The sequence below is a fragment of the Marinifilum flexuosum genome, from assembly GCF_003610555.1.
GTDB lineage: Bacteria > Bacteroidota > Bacteroidia > Bacteroidales > Marinifilaceae > Marinifilum > Marinifilum flexuosum.
This window is the reverse complement of record NZ_RAPQ01000008.1, coordinates 1,521,235-1,543,186: the sequence shown is the minus strand read 5'-3', so window position 1 is coordinate 1,543,186 and position 21,952 is coordinate 1,521,235. Positions and strand designations below refer to the sequence as shown.

The 21,952-nt window shown below is 36.1% G+C and carries 17 protein-coding genes and 4 tRNA genes; 11 read left to right on the top strand and 10 right to left on the bottom strand.

The features are described from left to right. Window positions 1–278 precede the first annotated feature (278 nt). Window positions 279–4,160, top strand: a complete 3,882-nt coding sequence (locus BXY64_RS06340; protein WP_120239059.1) for a fibronectin type III domain-containing protein — start codon at window positions 279–281, stop codon at window positions 4,158–4,160. A gap of 166 nt (window positions 4,161–4,326) precedes the next feature. Next, window positions 4,327–4,740: a DUF6146 family protein gene (locus BXY64_RS06335; RefSeq protein WP_120239058.1), complete on the top strand. Its 414-nt coding sequence runs from the start codon at window positions 4,327–4,329 to the stop codon at window positions 4,738–4,740. A gap of 56 nt (window positions 4,741–4,796) precedes the next feature. Here BXY64_RS06335 and BXY64_RS06330 read toward each other — a convergent pair whose 3' ends face one another. Further along, window positions 4,797–5,681 carry a DUF3078 domain-containing protein gene (locus tag BXY64_RS06330; protein WP_120239057.1) on the bottom strand — a complete coding sequence of 295 codons (885 nt, stop codon included), beginning with the start codon at window positions 5,679–5,681 and terminating at the stop codon, window positions 4,797–4,799. A gap of 264 nt (window positions 5,682–5,945) precedes the next feature. Here BXY64_RS06330 and mnmA point away from each other — a divergent pair, with 264 nt between their 5' ends. Then, window positions 5,946–7,118 (top strand): tRNA 2-thiouridine(34) synthase MnmA, encoded by a 1,173-nt coding sequence (gene mnmA, locus BXY64_RS06325; protein WP_120239056.1) that lies wholly within the window; start codon window positions 5,946–5,948, stop codon window positions 7,116–7,118. A 503-nt stretch (window positions 7,119–7,621) separates the two neighbouring features. Here mnmA and BXY64_RS06320 read toward each other — a convergent pair. From BXY64_RS06320 to BXY64_RS06300, 5 genes are all read right to left on the bottom strand, one after another. Beyond that, window positions 7,622–8,251 carry a hypothetical protein gene (locus tag BXY64_RS06320; RefSeq protein ID WP_120239055.1) on the bottom strand — a complete coding sequence of 210 codons (630 nt, stop codon included), beginning with the start codon at window positions 8,249–8,251 and terminating at the stop codon, window positions 7,622–7,624. Between the two features lie 269 nt (window positions 8,252–8,520). Beyond that, on the bottom strand, window positions 8,521–9,270 hold the full coding sequence (locus tag BXY64_RS06315; RefSeq protein WP_245996609.1) for a nucleotidyltransferase family protein: 750 nt from the start codon (window positions 9,268–9,270) through the stop codon (window positions 8,521–8,523). Window positions 9,271–9,474: 204 nt separating this feature from the next. Continuing rightward, the gene (locus BXY64_RS06310) at window positions 9,475–10,914 is read right to left on the bottom strand and encodes a RapZ C-terminal domain-containing protein (protein ID WP_120239054.1); all 1,440 of its coding nucleotides are present in this window, start codon (window positions 10,912–10,914) and stop codon (window positions 9,475–9,477) included. Window positions 10,915–10,958: 44 nt separating this feature from the next. Continuing rightward, the gene (locus tag BXY64_RS06305; protein ID WP_120239053.1) at window positions 10,959–11,636 is read right to left on the bottom strand and encodes a DUF554 domain-containing protein; all 678 of its coding nucleotides are present in this window, start codon (window positions 11,634–11,636) and stop codon (window positions 10,959–10,961) included. A 91-nt stretch (window positions 11,637–11,727) separates the two neighbouring features. Then, window positions 11,728–11,811, bottom strand: a tRNA-Leu gene (locus BXY64_RS06300). A 142-nt stretch (window positions 11,812–11,953) separates the two neighbouring features. Here BXY64_RS06300 and BXY64_RS06295 point away from each other — a divergent pair. The 5 genes from BXY64_RS06295 (at window position 11,954) to BXY64_RS06275 (ending at window position 15,635) form a co-directional block, all read left to right on the top strand. Beyond that, window positions 11,954–12,502, top strand: coding sequence for a hypothetical protein (locus tag BXY64_RS06295; protein ID WP_120239052.1), 549 nt, complete (start codon window positions 11,954–11,956; stop codon window positions 12,500–12,502). 153 nt (window positions 12,503–12,655) lie between these two features. Then, a complete protein-coding gene (locus tag BXY64_RS06290) occupies window positions 12,656–13,093 on the top strand; it encodes a thioredoxin family protein (RefSeq protein WP_120239051.1) in 438 nt (145 codons plus the stop codon). Window positions 13,094–13,097: 4 nt separating this feature from the next. Then, window positions 13,098–14,138, top strand: coding sequence for an FAD:protein FMN transferase (locus BXY64_RS06285; protein ID WP_120239050.1), 1,041 nt, complete (start codon window positions 13,098–13,100; stop codon window positions 14,136–14,138). Further along, window positions 14,131–14,355: a DUF4266 domain-containing protein gene (locus BXY64_RS06280; protein WP_120239049.1), complete on the top strand. Its 225-nt coding sequence runs from the start codon at window positions 14,131–14,133 to the stop codon at window positions 14,353–14,355. The genes BXY64_RS06285 and BXY64_RS06280 overlap by 8 nt, the downstream gene beginning before the upstream one ends. Before the next feature lie 38 nt (window positions 14,356–14,393). Continuing rightward, window positions 14,394–15,635 carry a DUF3570 domain-containing protein gene (locus BXY64_RS06275; protein WP_170150588.1) on the top strand — a complete coding sequence of 414 codons (1,242 nt, stop codon included), beginning with the start codon at window positions 14,394–14,396 and terminating at the stop codon, window positions 15,633–15,635. Between the two features lie 355 nt (window positions 15,636–15,990). Here the strand turns inward: BXY64_RS06275 and BXY64_RS06270 are convergent. From BXY64_RS06270 to BXY64_RS06255, 4 genes are all read right to left on the bottom strand, one after another. Then, window positions 15,991–16,063 (bottom strand) — tRNA-Gly (locus tag BXY64_RS06270). Window positions 16,064–16,162: 99 nt separating this feature from the next. Continuing rightward, window positions 16,163–16,235: transfer RNA gene (locus BXY64_RS06265), tRNA-Gly, on the bottom strand. Window positions 16,236–16,333: 98 nt separating this feature from the next. Next, a tRNA-Gly gene (locus BXY64_RS06260) sits at window positions 16,334–16,406 on the bottom strand. A gap of 184 nt (window positions 16,407–16,590) precedes the next feature. Then, on the bottom strand, window positions 16,591–18,804 hold the full coding sequence (locus BXY64_RS06255; protein WP_120239047.1) for a S9 family peptidase: 2,214 nt from the start codon (window positions 18,802–18,804) through the stop codon (window positions 16,591–16,593). Window positions 18,805–19,164: 360 nt separating this feature from the next. Here BXY64_RS06255 and thrS point away from each other — a divergent pair, with 360 nt between their 5' ends. Genes thrS through rpmI form a run of 3 tightly spaced genes read left to right on the top strand, consistent with a single transcriptional unit; the run spans window position 19,165 to window position 21,925 of the window. Beyond that, the gene (gene thrS, locus BXY64_RS06250; protein WP_120239046.1) at window positions 19,165–21,117 is read left to right on the top strand and encodes a threonine--tRNA ligase; all 1,953 of its coding nucleotides are present in this window, start codon (window positions 19,165–19,167) and stop codon (window positions 21,115–21,117) included. A 21-nt stretch (window positions 21,118–21,138) separates the two neighbouring features. After that, on the top strand, window positions 21,139–21,690 hold the full coding sequence (gene infC, locus BXY64_RS06245) for a translation initiation factor IF-3 (protein WP_120239045.1): 552 nt from the start codon (window positions 21,139–21,141) through the stop codon (window positions 21,688–21,690). Between the two features lie 37 nt (window positions 21,691–21,727). Then, a complete protein-coding gene (gene rpmI / locus BXY64_RS06240) occupies window positions 21,728–21,925 on the top strand; it encodes a 50S ribosomal protein L35 (RefSeq protein ID WP_054722596.1) in 198 nt (65 codons plus the stop codon). Window positions 21,926–21,952: the final 27 nt, after the last annotated feature.

The window sequence follows — 21,952 nt, the reverse complement described above, 5'->3', positions numbered from 1 at the left end:
CTTTAATTGTAAAATTCATCTTTTTGATAAATAAATTTCATTAACCTAATATCCTAAATAGTTTAATTTTAAATAATCAATTGAAATTAAACAAAAATCTCTGCAAGCAAATAATAACAAATAATCCTACACTATTGGATAACATCTTCAATAAGTTAACAATAGTTTTAATACAAAAACTCAAACAAACCCACCTAACTATTTGATATTGTATCATTAATCATTTTTAATTAACTTATTGAAAGTTTTCTAAAACATTCACTTTAAACCAAGCAGTTATGAAAAAATTTTTTACTCTATTTCTTTGTTTCATATTTCTAACTGGCTTTACTTATAGCCAAGAAAAAGAAATTAATTCAGAGGGAAAATACAAAGGAATTATTCGAATTAAATTTGAACAAACTGAAGACCAAAAAGTTCAAACCTTACATCAACTTCTTCAAGAAGCTAAAGATGTTAAGCTCAAGCAAAAACCAGCTTTTGTTAAAACCAATTTTGAAAGTGTCAACAGGGTTAATGAACAATTCAAAGCACACAAAATGAAAAGAGTTTACCGTCATGCAGGTAAACACGAAGCTCGACACAAAAAATTTGGCTTACACCTTTGGTACGAATTAGAATTTAATTCGCCAACACCTGTAAAACAATTAATCGAGTCATATAACAACATTGCTGAAATTTCAATTGCAGAAGGTGTACATGCAGTGAAACATGTAGCAATGGATGAGGGAAATAAAATTGCTCCAGCAGCTTTGCCATCAGGGACAAATGATCCATTGTTTGGAGATCAGTGGCATTATGAAAATACTGGTCAAAACAATGGTACTCCTGGTGCTGATATCAGCTTGCTGGAAGCTTGGCAAATTGAAACTGGAAATACCAATGTAATTGTTGCCGTAGAAGATGGTGGTGTAGACTTTGACCATGTCGATCTGGCAGCAAACATGTGGATAAATCCTGGCGAAATTGCTGGCAATGGTATTGATGATGACAACAATGGTTACGTTGATGACATATATGGCTACAACTTTGGTGATGATACAGGTGAAATTTACGTTGGTGATCATGGAACACACGTCGCAGGAACCATTGCTGCCGTAAATAATAATGGTGTTGGCCTTAGTGGTATTGCCGGCGGTAGCGGCAATGGCGATGGTGTCAGAATCATGTCATGTAATGTTTTTGCTGCATCAACTGGTGGATTTGCAGAAGCATTTACCTACGCAGCAGATAATGGTGCTGTAATTTCTCAAAACAGTTGGAGTTACAGATATCCCTATTACTATGACCAAGCTGTACTTGATGGGATCGATTATTTTATTGCCAATGCTGGTGGACCTGATGCACCAATGAATGGTGGAATTGTTATTTTTGCAGCTGGTAATGATAATTCACAAAGTAGATACTACCCAGCTTATTATGATAAGGTATTATCTGTTGCTGCAACAAATAAGAATGATGTTAGATCATACTACTCTAATTACGGCGATTGGGTTGACATTGCAGCTCCTGGTGGAGAATTGGAAAATACCAATGAAGATCCAACAGCAGTTCATAGCACATATCCTAACGATCAATATGGAGTAATGCAAGGAACATCTATGGCTTGTCCACATGTTTCAGGTGTTGCAGCATTAGTCGTTTCAAAATATGCAGGCAACATCACTCCTACCGAACTTTGGAATAAACTGGTTGATAATACTGATAATATTGATGCTTTACAAAGTGCAACACACGCTGGTAAACTAGGTAGTGGAAGACTAAACGCTTATAAAGCATTAAGTGATGATAATTTACCATCTGTTCCTTCAGGACTAACAGCAACCAACGTAAGCCAAACTTCTTTCACCATTGAATGGAATGCAGTTTCGGGTGCCACTAGCTACGATTTGCAAGTAAGAGAAGAAGGTGGAAGTTGGCAAGATTATAATACAACAGCTATAACTCATGATTACACCAATGCTACTGCTGGTACAACATACGATTTCCGTGTTAGAGCTAATAATGACGCCGGATCAAGTGGTTATTCTGCAATTGCAAATGTAACAACAGAAGCTGCACCAACAGCTCCTGATACACCTACAAATCTTGCAGCATCAGCAATTACCTACAACTCAATGACAATAAGTTGGGATGCAGTAACAGATGCTGATGACTATGATCTTGATGTTCGTCCACAAGGTGGATCCTGGACAACAATTAATCAAGTGGGCACTTCATATGATTACTCTAGCCTTTCAGCTGAAACAACTTATGAATTCCGTGTTAGAGCTAACAATGAAGTAGGATCCAGCGATTATTCTGCAATTGCCAGTGCAACTACAGAAGCTGCTCCTACTGCTCCTGATACTCCTACCAACCTTACCGCATCGTCTATTACTTACAGCTCGATGACAATCAGCTGGGATGCTATGGCTGACACCGATGATTATGACCTTCAGGTAAGAGTACAAGGAGGAAGCTGGACTACCATTAATCAAACAGGAACTTCATATAACTATACAGGACTAACGGGAGAAACAACTTATGAATTCCAGGTTAGAGCTAACAATGAAATAGGTTCCAGCGCATATTCTGTTGTGGAATCTGCAACAACTCTTGAAGCTCCAACAGCTCCAAAAACTCCTGCTAACTTAATGGCTTCATCAATTACTTACAATTCAATGACCATAAGCTGGGATGCTGTAACAGATGCTGATGATTACGATCTACAGGTAAGAGAACAAAGCGGAAACTGGACTACCATTAATCAAACAGGAACTTCATATAACTATACAGGACTAACAGGTGAAACAACTTATGAATTCCAGATTAGAGCTAACAATGAAATAGGTTCCAGTGCATATTCAGCTGTGGAAGCAGCAACAACTCTTGAAGCTCCAACAGCTCCTGGTATTCCACAGAATGTAATTGCTTCAAACATTACCTACAATTCATTTACAATAAGTTGGGATGCTTTAACTGATGCCGATGATTATGATCTTGATATTAGAATTTCTGGTGGAAACTGGACCTCATTCAATACAAGTGCAACCTCTTACGACTATACAAATGCTGATGCCTCTACAAACTATGAATTCAGAGTAAAAGGGAATAATGAAGTTGGACCGGGTGAATATTCTACCATTGGAAGTTTGACTACCGATCCTGTTCCAGCTCCAAACACCCCAACAGGATTAAGTGCATCAAACATCGCATCCACCTCATTTACACTTAACTGGAATTCCATGCAATTTGCAGATAACTATGATATTCAAGTTAGAGAATTAGGTGGTGCTTGGGAATCTTATTCAACAACTTCTACAAGTTTCGATTACACCAGTGCTTTGGCCGAAACCACATACGAATATCAGGTGAGAGCAACAAATACAACTGGAGATAGCGATTATACTGCTATACAATCCTTAACTACATTGGGAGAATCTCCAACTCCTGAATATTGCGAATCTTACGGTCAAGATACTCGATATGAATACATAGATTTGGTTGAGTTTGCAGACATGAGCAATCCTTCAGGAAATGATGGTGGTTATGGAGACTATACCGGACTAATTGCAAATGTTGCTCCTGGTAACTCCTACACATTAAACTTCTCGTTAGCATACACAAGAAGAACCTACGCGGCCAATTGGAAAATTTACATCGATTTTAATAGAGATGGTAACTTTAGCAGTAGTGAATTGGTTGTTACAGGATATACAATCAGCTCTGGCATATCATCCAAAAATGTAAATATCTCATCTGATGCGGCGCTAGGACATACACGCATGAGAGTCATATTAAAGCACAGAAGAGCGGCTTCTAATGGTTGTCAAATCTTTAGCCAGGGTGAAGTTGAAGATTACACAGTAAACATTTCGAATACAGCTCCTGCAAGTATTGCTAAAAATTCATCATTCGGATTACCATTAAGTGATACACCTCCTGTTGAAGAACTAAAACTTTATCCTAATCCTGCCAAAGACTATGTGAACCTATTCATTCAGGGGAACATGCAGTCCAGAGTAAAAATTAGCTCGATAACAGGCAAGACGATAAAAATTGTTACACTTGACGTGGAGAATAACACACTTGATGTTTCCGATCTTCCTCCAGGAATGTATTTCATTTCTATTGAAGATGAAGAAGAAGTGATTACCAAAAAACTACTAAAATTATAATTTGATTACTAAATGTAAAGGCAGGTGTTTTACACCTGCTTTTCTTTTTTTAAGCGTTAATATTCGCAACTTTTTATTTTTCAAAACGTTCCTATAATACAGCCTCTCTTAATATTGATTCAATCAATACTACAAGTGTTCTTTTAAGCATTAAAACGAATGAACTATGAAACATTTATTATTTATTCTGGTTGCTTTATTTGCATTAGCGGCTTGCAGTTCATACTCTTCATTCAATCAACCTGAAATTGTAAATGATAATACAACTGAGCTTGCAACAAATGAACTTACAGATAGTACAGAATACGAATTATTAATCCTAGATGTTGGTTTCGAGAACTGGTTTGTTACACGAAATATGCCAGCCACAGCACACTCCAATAGCTATTATAAAAATTGGAATCACAGGTATGTTATAGAGTGGAATATAAAACACTCACAAGGACACCCATATTTCGAGAATCACATTTACTACGATCCTTTCGAGGATTATGGTTTTGATGTCAACTACAAGTTGTATCACTATTTTCAGTTTGTTGAAGAAAAAACCGGCATTATTTTAGTTCAAAGAGGCAAATAAATGCAAAAAAAAGCGGAAGACCATCAATCTTCCGCTTGTACTTTATATCAATTCGATTAAAACTTGTAAGCTAAACCGACTCCTATGATTTCTTTGAATTGAATTCTTGGACCTTTATTAATACCATCTTCATTAAAATAGTCAACATCATCGTCGTATACTAGTGAAGTATTTACCGAAGCTGTTAAGAAGCTGTTAATTTTCATGTTTAACAGTACTTCCCAGGTCACATCAATATTACCAAAGCTTTCTGAGTAATTGGTAAATAAATCAAGCGTACTTTTTAAATTTACATTTTCCATGATATCTTTATTCAATGACAATTTGGAATATGCACCAAACTCACTTCTAAATTTATCACCAGGATCAACACCAAAAGCACCTTTATCCGAAAGATCATCATCATTTACCACAGTCATTTTTCCAGTAACTGGTGAAATGTATGCAGAAAATACATCACTTGGTTTGTAATCCATACCAACCGATAGGTTCATATAGGCAGGAGCAAGAAAATTCGAAATTTTCACATCATCCACCCCTTCTTCACTACTGTAATTGTAACCTTTAGCAAACTGCGTCTTAAAATCAAAAAGAGCTGTATAAAACCAATGCCCACCATTTTTATAACCATACTTGGTAAAGTATTCCAACTTATCTATACTCTTACGAACTCCTTCGTCACCTTGCTTTACCAATCCATATTCCAAGTTCAATTTATTCTCCCAACTGTTTTTTCCTTTGTTGTAATTGGCGAATAAATTTAATTGAGAATTTGTAGAAATAGCATTATCTCCACCACCAGACCAGTTTGTTAAAGATGTTTGAGAAAATGATATTGAAATCATCCCACCTTTTTTCCAATAGGATGTATCTTGTTTTTCTTGAGATATTGCAACAAAACAAATCATTGCAGCAATAAGTGTTAAACCAAGTTTCTTCATGTGTTAAATTTTAGCTTTGTTTATTAGTTAGTTAAAGAGAGCTGTCTCAATTTTAAATTATTAACGAATTTAACGCAAAATATGCACCAAAAAAAATTCATAAGAATTTTTATCATTGAAAATTACAATTGCCTATTAAAGAATATCTATGATCGATTTAAAACTAGTTATTGCATATTAACAACTCCTTAAAATTTGATTGTTTGCCACATCTGTAAAAAATGAATACTTTTGCTCCTTGAAAAAACAAGGAGATTTTATTTAATGAAGAAAAAAGTTGTAATCGGACTGTCGGGAGGAGTAGATTCAAGTGTTGCTGCTTATTTGCTAAAAGAGCAAGGCTATGAAGTGGAAGCACTTTTTATGCAAAACTGGAACGACACTGTCGGATTAAAATCGGAAGAATGCCCTTTTGAAGAGGATGTTTTGTTTGCACAAATGGTGGCTAAAAAACTGGATATTCCTTTCCACTTTGTGGATTTGAGTACCGAATATCGTGCACAAGTAATTGATTACATGTTTGCCGAATACGAAAAAGGGAAAACTCCTAATCCTGATGTATTGTGTAATCGTGAAATTAAATTTGATGTTTTCTTAAAGAAGGCATTGGAACTGGGTGCCGATTACGTTGCAACAGGACATTATTGCCAGAAAGAAACCATTGTTAAAGATGGCAAAGAAGTTTACCGCTTAATTGCTGGTGAAGACAACAACAAAGATCAGTCTTACTTCTTGTGTCAACTATCGCAGGAGCAATTGTCGAAAGCGATGTTTCCAATCGGACATATTGAAAAACCTGAGGTAAGAGAAATTGCCCGAAGAGAAAAATTGGCATCAGCCGAAAAGAAAGATTCGCAAGGTATCTGTTTTGTGGGTAAAGTTGATTTGCCAGTATTTCTTCAGCAAAAGCTAAAGGCTAAAAAAGGAAGAATTATCGAAATATCTGCTGATAAGGCAAAAGAAATTATTCCTCAGTCAGAGGATTTAAGAGACATTGCTCAACCCTATCAGTTTTCTCCTGAAATGGGAGAAGAGGTAGGAACGCACAATGGAGCTCACTTTTTTACCGTAGGTCAGCGTAAAGGACTAAATGTTGGTGGAAAAGCAGAACCTTTGTTTGTTATTGGTACCGATGTAAAGGAAAACATTGTTTACGTGGGAATGGGACACGAACATCCGTTGCTAATGCGCAAGGCCTTGTTTATTCCGAACGAAGACATTCATTTTATTCGCGAAGATTTGCGTCCGACCGAAAACTGTGAAAGAAGATACGATATCAGAATTCGTTATCGCCAACCTTTACAAGGTGGAAGCATTCATTTTAAAGAGGAAGGATTGTACATCCACTTTGATGAGCCACAACGTGCCGTTGTTTCAGGACAGTTTGCTGCCTGGTACGATGAAGGTGAATTGATTGGTTCGGGTGTGATTGATTAAATTCTACGATAATTTTTTAAAGCCATTCATTTTTTGAGTGGCTTTTTTTATGGAAACAATCTGCTGAACCAATTCAGGAGCTTCTTTTTTGAGAAAACGATTACCTGAACCAATTCAGGAACTTCTTTTTTGAGAAAACGATTACCTGAACCAATTCAGGAGCTTCTTTTTTGAGAAAACGATTACCTGAACCAATTCAGGAGCTTCTTTTTTGAGAAAACGATTACCTAAACCAATTCAGGAGCTTCTTTTTTAAGAAAATGACCTCCTCAACCAATTGAGGAGCTTCTTTTTTGAGAAAATGATCTCCTCAGCCAATTGAGGAGCTTCTTTTTTGAGAAAATGACCTCCTCAGCCAATTGAAGAGCATTCCTTTATTTAGAAATAATCTCATAAAACATTATTACCATATATCTGATATCATAAGTGCTATTTATTGAATTCCAGCCATAAAAAAAGTGCGCCTATTGGCACACTTTAATTTATTTTGATTTATAAAAGTTTTACTCTTTCAGCTTTTTCGAAACATATACAAAAAACTCAATTGCCGCTATAAAAAGCAAAGTATATCCAAATAGCTCACTTCCCTCTTCAACTGCATTTTTTACCCAACGTTGCACTGGCTCCAACTTTTCAACATCGAACAAGGCACGCCATACTTTCTTGGTTCCAAACAAACGTGAGAAAACAAATACACCTAAAAAACCTGCAATAAAGGTTCCGAATGCTGGTGTTGTAAAAAATTCCTCAAGGTTTTCCCAAATTTGCTGACGTTTGCGATATACCAAGAAGATGGAAAGCAACAATACAAACAATGCAAATGGAAACCAGGCTCCGTGATAGATCTTATCGAAATAAACATCGAACTCACGAATTAAGGCTACCAAGGCACCACCACCAAATAGATAGGAAATGGCTTGATGTCCCTTGGAACGAATCCCAGCCAAAATAAACACAATACTGGTTAGCAATAAATACATTTGCTGCATCCATTCGGTTTGGGAACCTTCGCCAAATTTTCCCCCATCGATAAGAATACCTGCATCGCTTTTAATGATTAATGCTGATGCTGCAACTGGAATTGCATATAGAATTACTCTAAGTGCAGCAAAAATGATTGGTTTTAAATTCATCTCTTATATTTTTTAAAGTCTAATAGTCTAACCGTCAGAAAGTCTAATAGTCTAACCGTTAGAAAGTCCTATTGTTATAATTTATTCAAACATTTCTTTACACAAAATTATTTCTCATATTAAGCAAAAAATATAGAAGAAAGTACGCTAACAACACCCCTCTTCCTATCGGGTCTTGATAGCTATCGTGAATCCCCTAAACGGGAGAACTCCTATATCCTATTTTTTGCTCATCAATTATATCTTTGCAAAGAAACGTAATTCGTAATTTATTCCCGAGAGTTATCAGGATCGTAATTCGTAATTAATGTTTCTGCTTTCTGCAGTTGCTCTGGTTTTCCCAAATCGAACCACAAATCTGATTCATCATTGTAGGCCAACATTTTTTCAGTTTTTGCCAATCGCAGATACAAATCGATAATGGAGAATTTCCCCTCTTCTTCTATCAATTCAAACAGTTTGGGATCGATTAAATGAATACCACTAAATGCCAATGGCTCTGATTCTTCCATATCAGCTCTAGCTTGCTTCACCTCATCAGTCTTACAATTCTTCCAACCTGTTAGCTGCCTATCGCTATTAAAATACAAATAACGACTGCTATCTCGCTTTCGCATAACCATGCTAACCAAAGCTTTTGCTGATTCGTGTTCTTTAATCAAATCAGCCAAATTAATGGAAGAAAGAATATCTACATTGTAAATCAACACAGGAGAATCAGGAATGAATAAATCTTTCGCCTTTTTTAATCCTCCTCCAGTATCTAAAAGTTCGTCTCTTTCATCTGAAATGCGAATGTCAGCTCCAAAATAATTATTCTCTTCTAAAAACTTCTCAATCAGATCTGCAAAATGATGCACGTTAATCACAATACGATCAACACCTAAATCTATTAATTTTATAATCGCTCTTTCGAGCAGAGGCTTGCCCGCAAGTTCAACCAAAGCCTTTGGTTTGGTATTGGTATAAGGCTTTAACCTTGTGCCCAATCCTGCGGCAAATATCATTGCATTCAACATTCTTTTCGGTTAACAGTGATCAGTAAACAGTTACACAACTATCTGTAAAATATTCTGTCTTTATCTATTTCTATCTTTTTCGCCTTGCAAAGTTTCTTGGCACTTTTCGCTACTCTATTGCATTTCGGACAAACAAATTGTTCCGTTTTACAAACCTTCTCCGCATACTCCTCTGGTGACAATTTACAACGCTTCTTGCTCATTTCAATTCCCCTCTATTTCTCTTTCAATATGTCGCAAACTAACATTCACATCAAATTTTTCACGCAAATGCTTGGCTAAACTTTCTGCTGAAAACACCGAACGATGTCGACCTCCTGTACAACCAAAACTCACCTGTAAATTGGTAAATTTTCGTTTGATGTATTTGTCTACACTCATATCAACAATAGCAAAAACCGATGTAAGGAATTCATCCATTTCACTTTTTTCCTTAAAAAAGTCAATTACTGGCTGATCTTTTCCTGTCATTTCTACATACTCCTGATATCTTCCCGGATTATGAATAGCTCGACAATCGAACACGAATCCTCCTCCATTGGTTGACTTGTCCAATGGTATTCCCCTGCGATAGGAGAAACTGTTGATTTCTACATGTAGTTTTACCTCTTCTTCCTGACCTACTTGCTGTAAAAATTCCGAACCAACCACTTCATTAAGAGCTTTGGTTAACTCCGTTAATTCCACAGGCAAATCCAATCTACCCAATATGGTTTCCAAGTTCTTTAATGCATATGGAATCGATTTTAAGAAATGCTCTTTTCTCTCGTAAAATCCACGGAATCCATAAGCTCCCATTGCTTGCATGATGCGAATCAAAACATATCCTTGGAAGAATGATTTGAATGCTTTCGGATCAACTTTTTGTACTTTCTGAACCTCTTGAAGATAATGGTCAAACAATTCATCTCTTACCTCCTGAGGCAAATCTGCTTTAGCATCGTATAGTAACGATGCCAAATCATATTGCAAAGCTCCTTTTCTTCCTCCCTGATAATCGATAAACCATGGTTCACCATTCACCAACATGATATTTCTTGATTGAAAATCGCGATACAAGAAGTACTCTCTTGGTGCATCTAAGAGGTAATCCGAGAATTTCTGGAAGTCATTTTCCAGCAATTGTTCATCAAACGGAATCTTGGCCAATTTTAGGAAATAATACTTGAAGTAATGTAAATCCCAAATCATCGATTGCTTATCGAAGCTATCACGTGGATAACATGCCGAGAAATCCAATCCTTCTCCTCCTTCAACCTGAAAACGCACCAATTGACTGATGATTTTCTTGTAAATCAAGACCAAATCGGTAGCGAATCCTTCACCAACGCGAAGGTGAAGTATATAATCGAACAAGGTAGTTTTTCCCAAATCCTGTAAAAGGTACAACCCATTTTCATCATCTTGATGATAGATTTCGGGAACTGGTAAATTTTTAGATAAAAAATGCTTGCTAAAACTTATGAAAGCATGATTTTCTTTTAGGTCGGCATTAAAGGCTCCAAGTACAGTTCTCTTTTCACCAATAATTCGTATATATTCTCGATACGAACCAGATTGCGGAAGAAGTTCTGTTTCAACAACTTTATCTCCTGCCCATTTTTCAAACAACCTGATTAACGCGTTTTTAGTCTCTTGTTTCAATTCAATATTTTTTTGAAGTTATCCTGATATGCGGATTTACAAATTTATAAAAAGATATAACACAGAAGTATTTCAATTAAAATTGCGGGTAACATATTCAAAACTTTAATTTTTTTAAGCTCTAAAATGCTTATCCCTAAAGCAATTATTAACACACCTCCTATTCCTGTTATTTCATCGATCACAATTTGGGGAATAATGTCGCCAAACAAAGCTGCCAAAAGGGTTAATCCACCTTGGTAAATCAATAGAGGCACAACCGAAAAAAGAACTCCTATTCCCATTACTGCAGCCAAGGCTACCGAGGATATGCCATCCATTAATGATTTGGTTAGCAACAAAGTTGGTTCTTTGCCCATGCCTTCCTCTAAGCTTCCAACAATGGTCATTGCACCCATGCAAAAAAGCATAAATGCAGTAAGTAAGCCTGTTGAAAAATTGGCATCTCCACTGCCAACTCTTTTCTTCAAGCCTTCACTTAACTTCTCAACTCGTTCTTCCAAACGCAGCAACTCTCCCAACAAAGATCCCAATACCAAACTAAACACCATAATCAGCAATTCGCTTGCTTTTAGTGCCATACTAATTCCCAGGTAAAGGGTAAATACACCAATTGCCTGAAAAACAATTTTAAATAAACGTTCAGGAATTTTTGCTCGAAATAAAAGCCCGATGCTTCCTCCAAGAATTATAGCTCCAACGTTGACCAGAGTTCCTATCATAAATTACAAATTTGATATCTAAATTAAATAAATTAATGAAATCTTCAGAGAGGAGAAATAAAAAAAGCTTTGTCAGTTGACAAAGCTTTTGTGCCCAAGGCGGGAGTCGAACCCGCACGCCCAATCGGACACATGGCCCTCAACCATGCCTGTCTACCAATTCCAGCACTTGGGCAAGGCAAGCAAAATTAACAAAAAAGTAATAATTGCAAAAGATTTCTGATGCGATCCAAATAATTTCATCTAATTAATTCTGCTGTTTTGTATATTGGAGAATGCTTTCATGTTTATATCTTTGCGCAAATTAAAATTTCAATATGGCTAATCAGAAAAAGGACTACTCCTATTTAGATAAAATCGCATTGCAAGCAGATAAATGGGATGAATTGGATAAGAATGAATTGCAAGTAATGGCTTTTAGAACCTGTTTTTTATATGGTGAAAGCCGCAACAAGAATATTATTCCTGTTCTTTTTCGCATGTTTGAATATTTAATCGAAAACACTACCAGCGAAGAACGAACCAAACTGCTTACAGCTCTCAGTTCAGTTATCAGAAAAAATAACCCGAAAGCTGTGATGGCTTTGTTTCCTTTCATTCAGGTTGAAACTGATGGACAAATTGTTCGTACTGCAAGTCAATTTTTCGTAAACCTTTCTGTTTTATCCAACAAAGAGTTTCATTCAGGAACCAATATTCTAATGGAATTGATTAAGGATGCTCCTGAAGATAGAAATTCAGCATACATTATTCTTGGATTAACAGATATCGAGAATGAAAAAATAAACCAAATGCTAAGAGCTGTAAAACCTCAATTGGGTAATGAAGTAATTAGCATACTTCACAACAATGGAATTCAATTCTAACCAAGTAAACACAATACTTGTACAAATATCTAGATTTTTACATTTTTTAACACAAGAATAAAACACCGCAAAGTATTTTTTTATAGTTTTGATTTAGAATTTATTTTTTGACAATTAAAAATCAAAGAACAATAAACTAAATAGAAAACTAGAATGAATATTGCAAAATCAATAATTTTATTGTTTGTGGTATTATTTACCACAAACAATATTCAAGCTCAATCCAACCTAAACCAAGCTTTAGATCAGGCTAAAAAAGAGAACAAATTTATATTGATGAATTTCTCTGGTTCCGATTGGTGCCGATCATGCATCATACTTAAAAAAACGATCTTAAATACAGATGAGTTTAAAGATTTTGCCAAAAATGAACTGGTTATCTTAGATGTAGATTTCCCTCGCTCGAAAAAAAACAGACTAAGCAAAGAGCAAATTAAAATAAACGAAGCACTTGCCGAAAAATATAACAAAAAGGGACAGTTTCCCACCATCGTCCTACTGAATAAAGATGGAGAAGTATTGGGAAAAACAGGCTATAAAAAGCTAAATCCTGATCAATACATTAGTCACATTAAGTCATTCTTAAAGTAAAAGAATGAAACAAATACTAGTAATATCATTTTTGTTAGGCCTAAGCTTTATCTCACACGGACAAAACAAATCGCATAAACAGGTCTTACTTTTAATGGGCTCTCGATTCGAAATTACAGCAATTTCGGAGGATGCAACAAAAGCAAATAAGGCAATTGAAGTTGGAATAAATGAAATCAAAAGGATTGAAAAATTGATTTCTTCTTGGGATTCCGATTCACAAACTTCAGCAATTGTTCGCAATGCAGGCATAAAGTCTGTGCAGGTAGATCGTGAACTGTTCAATCTAATTAGAAGATGTAAGAAAATATCCCATTTAACCCATGGCGCCTTCGATATTAGTTATGCATCAATGGACAAGATCTGGAAATTTGACGGTAGCATGATGCAAATGCCAGATTCAGCCAGCGTAGCAAAATCCGTATCGAAAATAAATTACAAAGACATTATTCTTGACAATGCAAACACAAATGTATTTCTCAAGAAAAAAGGAATGAAAATTGGCTTTGGTGCAATTGGTAAAGGTTATGCAGCCAATAAGGCACTCGAAATAATGTCGAAAATGGGATTAGATGGCGCCTTAGTTAATGCTTCAGGCGATTTGATTACCTGGGGAAGAGATGAAGATGGTAAGGATTGGAAAATCGGAATATCAAATCCCAAAGAAAAAGACCAAATATTCTCTTGGTTAAGCATTGGCGAAACTGCAGTTGTAACCTCGGGAAACTACGAGAAATTCGTCACCTTCAACGGCAAAAGATATTCACATATTATCGATCCCAGAACAGGTTATCCGGTAAGTGGATTAAGTAGCGTTACCATCATTTGTCCGAATGCCGAATTAGCAGATGCACTTGCTACTTCTATTTTTGTATTAGGAGCAAAAAGTGGCTTACAATTAATCAACAAACTAAATGGAATTGAATGCATCTTAGTTACTGATGATCAAAAAATGCTCACCTCTTCCAATTTAAAATTAGAATATCACAAAGCAAATAATCAAAATAACACACATCAAATTCAAATAGGAAAATTCAATGAGTAGAAGAAAAATCAAATTAATGCTATTTGGATTGCTTGCGGTAGTGGCCATGAACAGTTGTGTTTCGGTGGCTGCATACCAAAAAGCATATCTTAACGATACGGAAATGGCATTGCAAGCAAAGAAATTAGAAGTTTATGAAACCAATTTCCAGGCATACCGCGAAGGCGCTGCTGGTGCGAATGGTGGAAAATCGGGAGGAGGTTGCGGATGCAATTAAAAGCTCTATTTGGCCTGTTATTATTATTAGGAATTGGCATGACAGGATTCTCTCAAACTGATAAAAACAGTATTGACGACAAACAAGAAGATAGTCGCAAGAAGGTAAAAACAAAAAAATCACCTGAAGATTTTAAAGACACTGAAGTGAACTTCTTGTTCAACTATTACGAACAAGATGGCGATCATTCTCCTGTTACTGGTGGTATGGGCACCGAAGAATTGGATAATGTAGCTCCAAGTTTTGTAGTTCATGTTCCTTTGGATTCTTTATCAGCTGTCGATTTAAATTTTGGAGTAGATATTTACTCATCGGCTTCAACCGATAATATCGATTATTTCGATATGGAGAAATCATCAGCTTCGAGTAAAGATGCAAGAGCTCATATCAATATGGCTTACTCGCATACTTTGGCAAAATCAGGCAATGCCTATAGCATTCTAGGTGGATTCTCAAGCGAATACGATGTAACATCCTTCAATTTTGGCGGATCGTACACTTTCAATTCCGAAGATCAGAACCGATCGCTAACCCTCGATGCATTGTTTATGAATGACAGTTGGGATTTGCTTTACCCAACTGAAATAAGAGGTACGAACAAAGCCAATTTATCGGACGATACAAGAACAACTCTTAAGTTTGGTCTATCCTACTCTCAGGTTATCAACAAACGCTTACAAGCTTTGTTTTCGGCAGAAGTAGTATCGCAAAGCGGTTTGCTTTCAACTCCATTTCATAGAGTATTCTTCGATGATGCGAACATCAATGATGATATGGCTACCCTAAGAGGCTTAAGTAATGTAGAAAAGCTAGATGATAGTCGATTGAAAATTCCGATCTCTATGCGTTGGAATTATTATTTAAGTGATTTTGTACGCTTAAAAACTTTTTATCGATTCTATACTGATAGTTGGGGAATATCAGCTCACACGGCTAGTATTGAATTGCCAATGATGGTTTCTCAATCATTTATCGTTTCGCCATTTTTCAGGTATCACACCCAAACTGCCGCTGATGATTTTTATAAATTTGGTCAAGCAAGTGCTACCAATACTCCGGAATTTTATACTTCAGATTACGATCTTTCAGATTTTGACAGCTATAAAGTTGGTGTTGGTTTTCAATATTCACCTGTTATGGGAATTGGCAGATTTAAATCCCCATTTAGAAAAGGAAAGGTGGCCCAATTTAAAAGTGTGGGCTTAAGAGCAGCTTATTACGACAGAAGCGATGGATTAAATGCATGGCTAGTGAGCCTTAATTTTGGATTCACATTCTAATTGATATATCGAAAAGACTTCCAAAAGGGGGTCTTTTTTTGCTTAAAAGAGGACTCCTTTCCTATTTTATGAAGTAGGTTTGAAAGAGGGATTTAGCATTATTTCTCACTAGTCAGACTCTCGCCGAACAAAAAGTTGATCATCTGGCTCGACACAGGTGATCGATTTGCAAAAAATTATATCCTGAATTGTGCCAGAGGCAGAATATTTAAAATTTTGATATGCTAGCCTAAAAAAAGAAGGTATTTTTTAGTGGATTCAAGAAATAAAAAAGCTGCTCCAAAAAATGAAGCAGCTTTAGTAATGCTAGTTTGTACAGTAAAAAAATCCTCCTAAGAGGAAATCTCTTCAAAAGAGCGAGAAACGAGACTCGAACTCGCGACCCTAACCTTGGCAAGGTTATGCTCTACCAACTGAGCTATTCTCGCATAATTTATTTGCGTTATGCTCTAACTCCCGATAGCTATCGGGATGAGCTATTCTCGCATTTTCTTTTTTATTTGAACGGAAAAGAAAAACCGTTTTTGAGCGAGAAACGAGACTCGAACTCGCGACCCTAACCTTGGCAAGGTTATGCTCTACCAACTGAGCTATTCTCGCATAATTTATTTGCGTTATGCTCTAACTCCCGATAGCTATCGGGATGAGCTATTCTCGCATTTTCTTTTTTATTTAAACGGAAAAGAAAAACCGTTTTGAGCGAGAAACGAGACTCGAACTCGCGACCCTAACCTTGGCAAGGTTATGCTCTACCAACTGAGCTATTCTCGCATTTTGTAATGAACCCTTGTTCTTACTTTTGCGATGCAAATATAGATATTCCCAAGGTTTTCGCAAGTGTTTTTTTCAAAAAAATAACGATCGGTCATCTAAAATTCTGACTATTTGCACAAAAGAAAAGGGAAAAAATTTCTCAATTCTTTCCCTTCATTATTTAAATCAGCTAAAATCGTGCTTATAGATTATCTCTTAAAAATTTATTGAAACGCTTGTAAAGATGTAACCTGGTTTTACCTCCGTAAATGCTATGATTTCTGTTGGTATATATTTGCATTTCGAATTGCTTATCAGCTTGAACCAATCTCTCAGCAAACTCATAAACATTTTGAACATGCACGTTATCATCCGCAGTTCCATGACAAAGCAATAAACTTCCCTGTAATTTGTCTACATGATTTATTGGAGAATTATCGTCGTAACCTTTAGGATTTTCTTGTGGCGTTCTCATGAAACGCTCTGTATAAACTGAATCATAGTATCTCCAGTTGGTTACCGGAGCAATCGCAATTGCAGCAGCAAAAACATCAGGAGCTTTCTCCAAACAAAGCGATGACATGAATCCACCAAAACTCCATCCCCAAATTGCAATTCTATTTTCATCAATAAAGGATTCCTCGGATAATGCTTTGCCCGCTGAAATCATATCGTCCGACTCAAGTCTTCCCAACTGCATATAGGTACACTTGCGGAACTCCTGACCACGAGCACCAGTTCCACGAGGATCAACACAAACCACAATATATCCTTCTTGAGCTAGATATTGATACCAATCAAAGCTCCATCTGTTTTCAACACTTTGTGAATTTGGTCCACTATATTGAGTCATTACAACAGGATATTTTTTAGAAGCATCAAAATTGAATGGTTTAATCATCCATGTATTCAACATGGTCATACCATCAGCTGCTGGTAACATGGTAAACTCTTTTGGATTGTATCGATAACTCTTCAACCTCTCAACCAATGCCTTATTATCTTCCAACACACGAATCAATTTCCCTTTGTAGTTATACAAGCTAACTGTGTTTGGCTGTGTAACACTCGAAAAATAATTGATATAGTATTTAAATCCATTACTAAATACCGTTCTGTTTGTTCCTTTAGCAGGAGTAATCAATTTCTTTCCCGTTCCATTTAGCTTCACAGAGCAGGTATTTCTGTCCATTGGCGAAACCTCTGCTGATTCGTAATAACACACTTTCTTGGCTTCATCAAAACCTAGAAAATCTGTCATATCCCAATCTCCCGATGTAATTTGATTAACAGGTTTTCCAGTAATCATATCAAATAAATACAAGTGATTGAATCCATCTTTCTCATCAGCATAAATGAATTGATTTCCATTATCCAAGAAAGTTAGAAAATCAAAATTACGTTCCTCAACGTAATATTTGTTTTCTTGTGTATACATTACATCCGATTCACCAGTTTTAGCGTTAGCAAGCAAAAACTCCAATTTATTCTGATGACGATTCAAACGGAAAATGGTCAATTTCTTAGGATCTTTTGTCCACTTCAATCTTGGAATATACTGATTTTTCTCCTCTCCCACATCCATTTTCTTGGTAATGCGATCTTCTACATTGTAAACCCAAACACTTACATCCGAGTTCTTCTCTCCTGCTTTAGGATATTTGTAAGTATAGTTTTCAGGATAAAGAGCATTTTCTTTCACTTGTGGATACAAACCTTCAAACTTATTCATATTGAACACCTTCACTTCGCTTTCATCAAACTTCATATATGCAAGAAACTTACTATCAGGCGACCATGTAAATGCTTTATTAAATTCAAATTCCTCTTCGTAAACCCAGTCTGGTGTACCGTTTTGAATCTTATTGAATTCACCATCTTTGGTAATTCTAATTTCCGATCTAAAAAGTACGTTATGAATAAACAAGTTGTTGTCTCTCACAAAAGCAATTCGGTTTCCATTAGGAGAGAAAGTTGCCAATCGTTGCTTTCCATTTTTCGAAAGGGGAACCAACTCTTTATTTTTAAATGAAAAAACGTAATAATCTGCCGTGAACGATCTTCTGTAAATTCTTTCCTGATTTGTTGTCAAAAGCAGCCTCTTCTCATCATTACTGAATGTATATTCACTGATATACTTTAAGTCAGTATCCTTCATTTCACTTAAATCAAAAAGTGTTTCAACAACTTTTCCTGTCGCAAAACTATACTTCACAATTTTAGTTCCGTTATCTTCCAATGTGGTATAGTGTACACCATCATTCATCGAGCGCAAGCCATACACCGATTTTTGCCCAAATGTGCGATTTAGCATCAAATCTTCCATGCTTATTTTCTTCACCTCTTGTTGCGCAAGAACTACAAGTGAGAAACACATCACGATAGCTGATGTTAAAATCAATCTTATTTTCCTCATGTTTGTTGAATTATTTACAATTTGTATAGGTTGTATTTACAAAGTCCAAAGATTCTACTTTTTTAGAGAAAAGAAAAATTTTTAATCCTGATATAAATCAGCACTAACAAGCAATACAAGTCCCAATCCCCCTCTTAAAATAACCTCTTATCTTAAGAAATTGCCAAATCTATTGAAATGCTAAATATTGCTTACAATTTAAAGTTCTATTTGCACAGAAAGTTATATCTTTGTGGATTGAATTGCAAAATGGTTGATTTATTATCTCAATCAACTGAATATTAGCACGAAATTCATATTTTCTATTTAAGTATATCATGCTGGTTTGTAGCGGTGTGAATAAAAATTAAAAACAATAGGATGATTAAAATTACATTTCCAGATGGAACAGTAAAAGAGTTTGAAGATGGCATCTCCGGTATCGAGATCGCGAAAAGCATTTCCAGTCGATTGGCAAAAGAAGTTTTGTCGATAACCGTTAACGATCAGTTGTATGATCTTACACGTGCGATTAACGAAGATGCAAGTATTAAGCTTCACACTTGGAATGATGAAGAAGGGAAACACGCTTTTTGGCACTCTTCAGCTCACTTAATGGCTGAAGCCTTAGAGGTATTGTACCCAGGAGTAAAATTTGGTATTGGTCCAGCAATTGAAATGGGCTTTTACTACGATGTTGATTTAGGAAATGGTACGGTACTTACCGACAAAGATCTTCCTAAGATTGAACAGAAAATGCTTGAACTTGCACGTAGCAAGAACGAATATAAAAGAACCGATGTAACAAAAGAGGAAGCTCTTCAGTTTTTCGGTGAAAGAAATGAGGAGTACAAAGTTGAGTTGATCAACGAATTGGAAGATGGTACAATTAGCTTTTACCAACAAGGGGGATTTACCGATTTGTGTAGAGGTCCACACTTGCCAAACACAAGTTACATCAAAGCTATCAAACTAAACTCGGTAGCTGGTGCTTACTGGAGAGGCGACGAAAAACGCCCTCAGCTTACTCGTGTTTATGGTATTACTTTCCCAAAGAAAAAATACCTTGACGAGTATGAGGTAATGATGGAAGAAGCTAAAAAGCGTGACCACAGAAAATTGGGTAAGGAAATGGAATTGTTCACTTTCTCTCAAAATGTTGGTCAGGGGATGCCAATTTGGTTGCCAAAAGGTGCTCAATTGCGCGAAAGCCTGGAATCATTCCTGAAGCGAGTTCAAAAGAAATTTGGATACGAGCAAATTATCACACCGCACATTGGTAACATTAATTTGTACAAAACTTCCGGTCACTACGACAAGTATGGTGAAGATTCATTCCAGGCAATTCAAACTCCACAAGAAGGAGAAGAGTATTTGCTAAAACCAATGAACTGTCCTCACCACTGTGAAGCATATAAATTCAAACCTCGTTCTTATAAAGACCTTCCTGTTCGTTTTGCAGAATTTGGAACCGTTTATCGTTACGAGCAAAGTGGAGAGCTTCACGGATTAACTCGTGTTCGTAGTTTTACTCAGGATGATGCTCACTTGTTCTGTACTCCAGATCAATTGAAAGATGAATTTAAAAAGGTAATCGATATCATTTTCATCATCTTTAAAGCATTGAACTTTACCGAATATGTTGCTCAGGTATCTCTTCGTGATAAAGAAAATCATGCAAAATATATTGGTGCTGAAGAAAATTGGGATAAAGCTGAAAAAGCAATTATCGAAGCGGCAGAAGAAAAAGGCTTGAACACTGTAGTGGAATACGGGGAAGCTGCATTCTATGGCCCAAAGCTTGACTTTATGATTAAGGATGCAATTGGACGTAAATGGCAATTGGGAACAATTCAGGTTGATTACAACTTGCCTGAGCGATTCGAATTGGAATATGTAGGCAGTGATAATCAGAAACATCGCCCGATTATGATTCACCGTGCACCGTTTGGATCTATGGAACGTTTTGTCGCTGTATTGCTTGAACATACAGGTGGTAAATTCCCATTGTGGTTAACACCTGAACAAGCTGTTATCATGCCGATTAGCGAAAAATATAACGATTATGCAAAAAAAGTTTTAAATTCGTTAAATAATTCCGATATTCGCGCCGTATTAGATGATCGCAACGAGAAAATCGGAAGAAAAATCCGTGACAACGAGTTGAAAAAGACCCCATACTTAATTATTGTTGGCGAGAAAGAAGCCACTGAAAATACAGTTTCGGTTCGTAAACAAGGAGAAGGTGATATGGGATCTATGACTATTACAGAATTTTCAGAATTTATTAATAAAGAGGTAGAAGGTCAATTATCTTCTATCGAAAATTACTAACTAAAATAGGAGGACCTAGCCATAGCTGGATTTCATCACAGAAACAGAGGACCCAGAAAGCCTCAGGAGGCTCAACACAAAATTAACAAGTTAATTAGAGCCCGTACTGTTCGCGTTGTGGGAGACAATGTAGAACCAGGAGTTTATTCAATTTCAGAAGCATTGAAATTTGCTGAAGATCAAGAATTGGATTTAGTTGAAATTTCACCAAAAGCCGATCCACCAGTTTGTAAGATCATCGATTACAAAAAGTTTCTTTATCAGCAGAAAAAGAAACAAAAGGAAATGAAGGCTAAAGCGGTTAAAGTTGTTGTAAAAGAAATTCGTTTCGGACCAAATACCGACGAACACGATTACAACTTTAAATTGAAACATGCTGAAAAATTCCTTAACGAAGGAGCAAAGGTTAAGGCATACGTTTTCTTTAAAGGACGTTCAATTCTATTTAAAGATAAAGGTGAGATTTTATTGTTAAAATTCGCTCAAGATCTTGAAGAATTAGGAAAAGTTGAACAAATGCCTCGTTTAGAAGGTAAGCGTATGACTATGTTCATTACTCCAAAGAAAAAGTAGAATAATTTATATATACATTAATTTTTAAATTTGTACAATGCCTAAGATGAAAACAAATTGCAGTGCAAAGAAAAGATTTACTTTGACTGCATCTGGAAAAATCAAAAGAAAGCACGCTTTTAAAAGTCACATTTTGACTAAAAAGAGCACTAAAAGGAAGAGAAATCTTACCTACTTTGGTACTGTAAATAAAGCAGACCAGAAAAACGTTAAGTTAATGCTTAACATGTTGTAAGAATCAGTTATTGATTTTTTTAGTTAT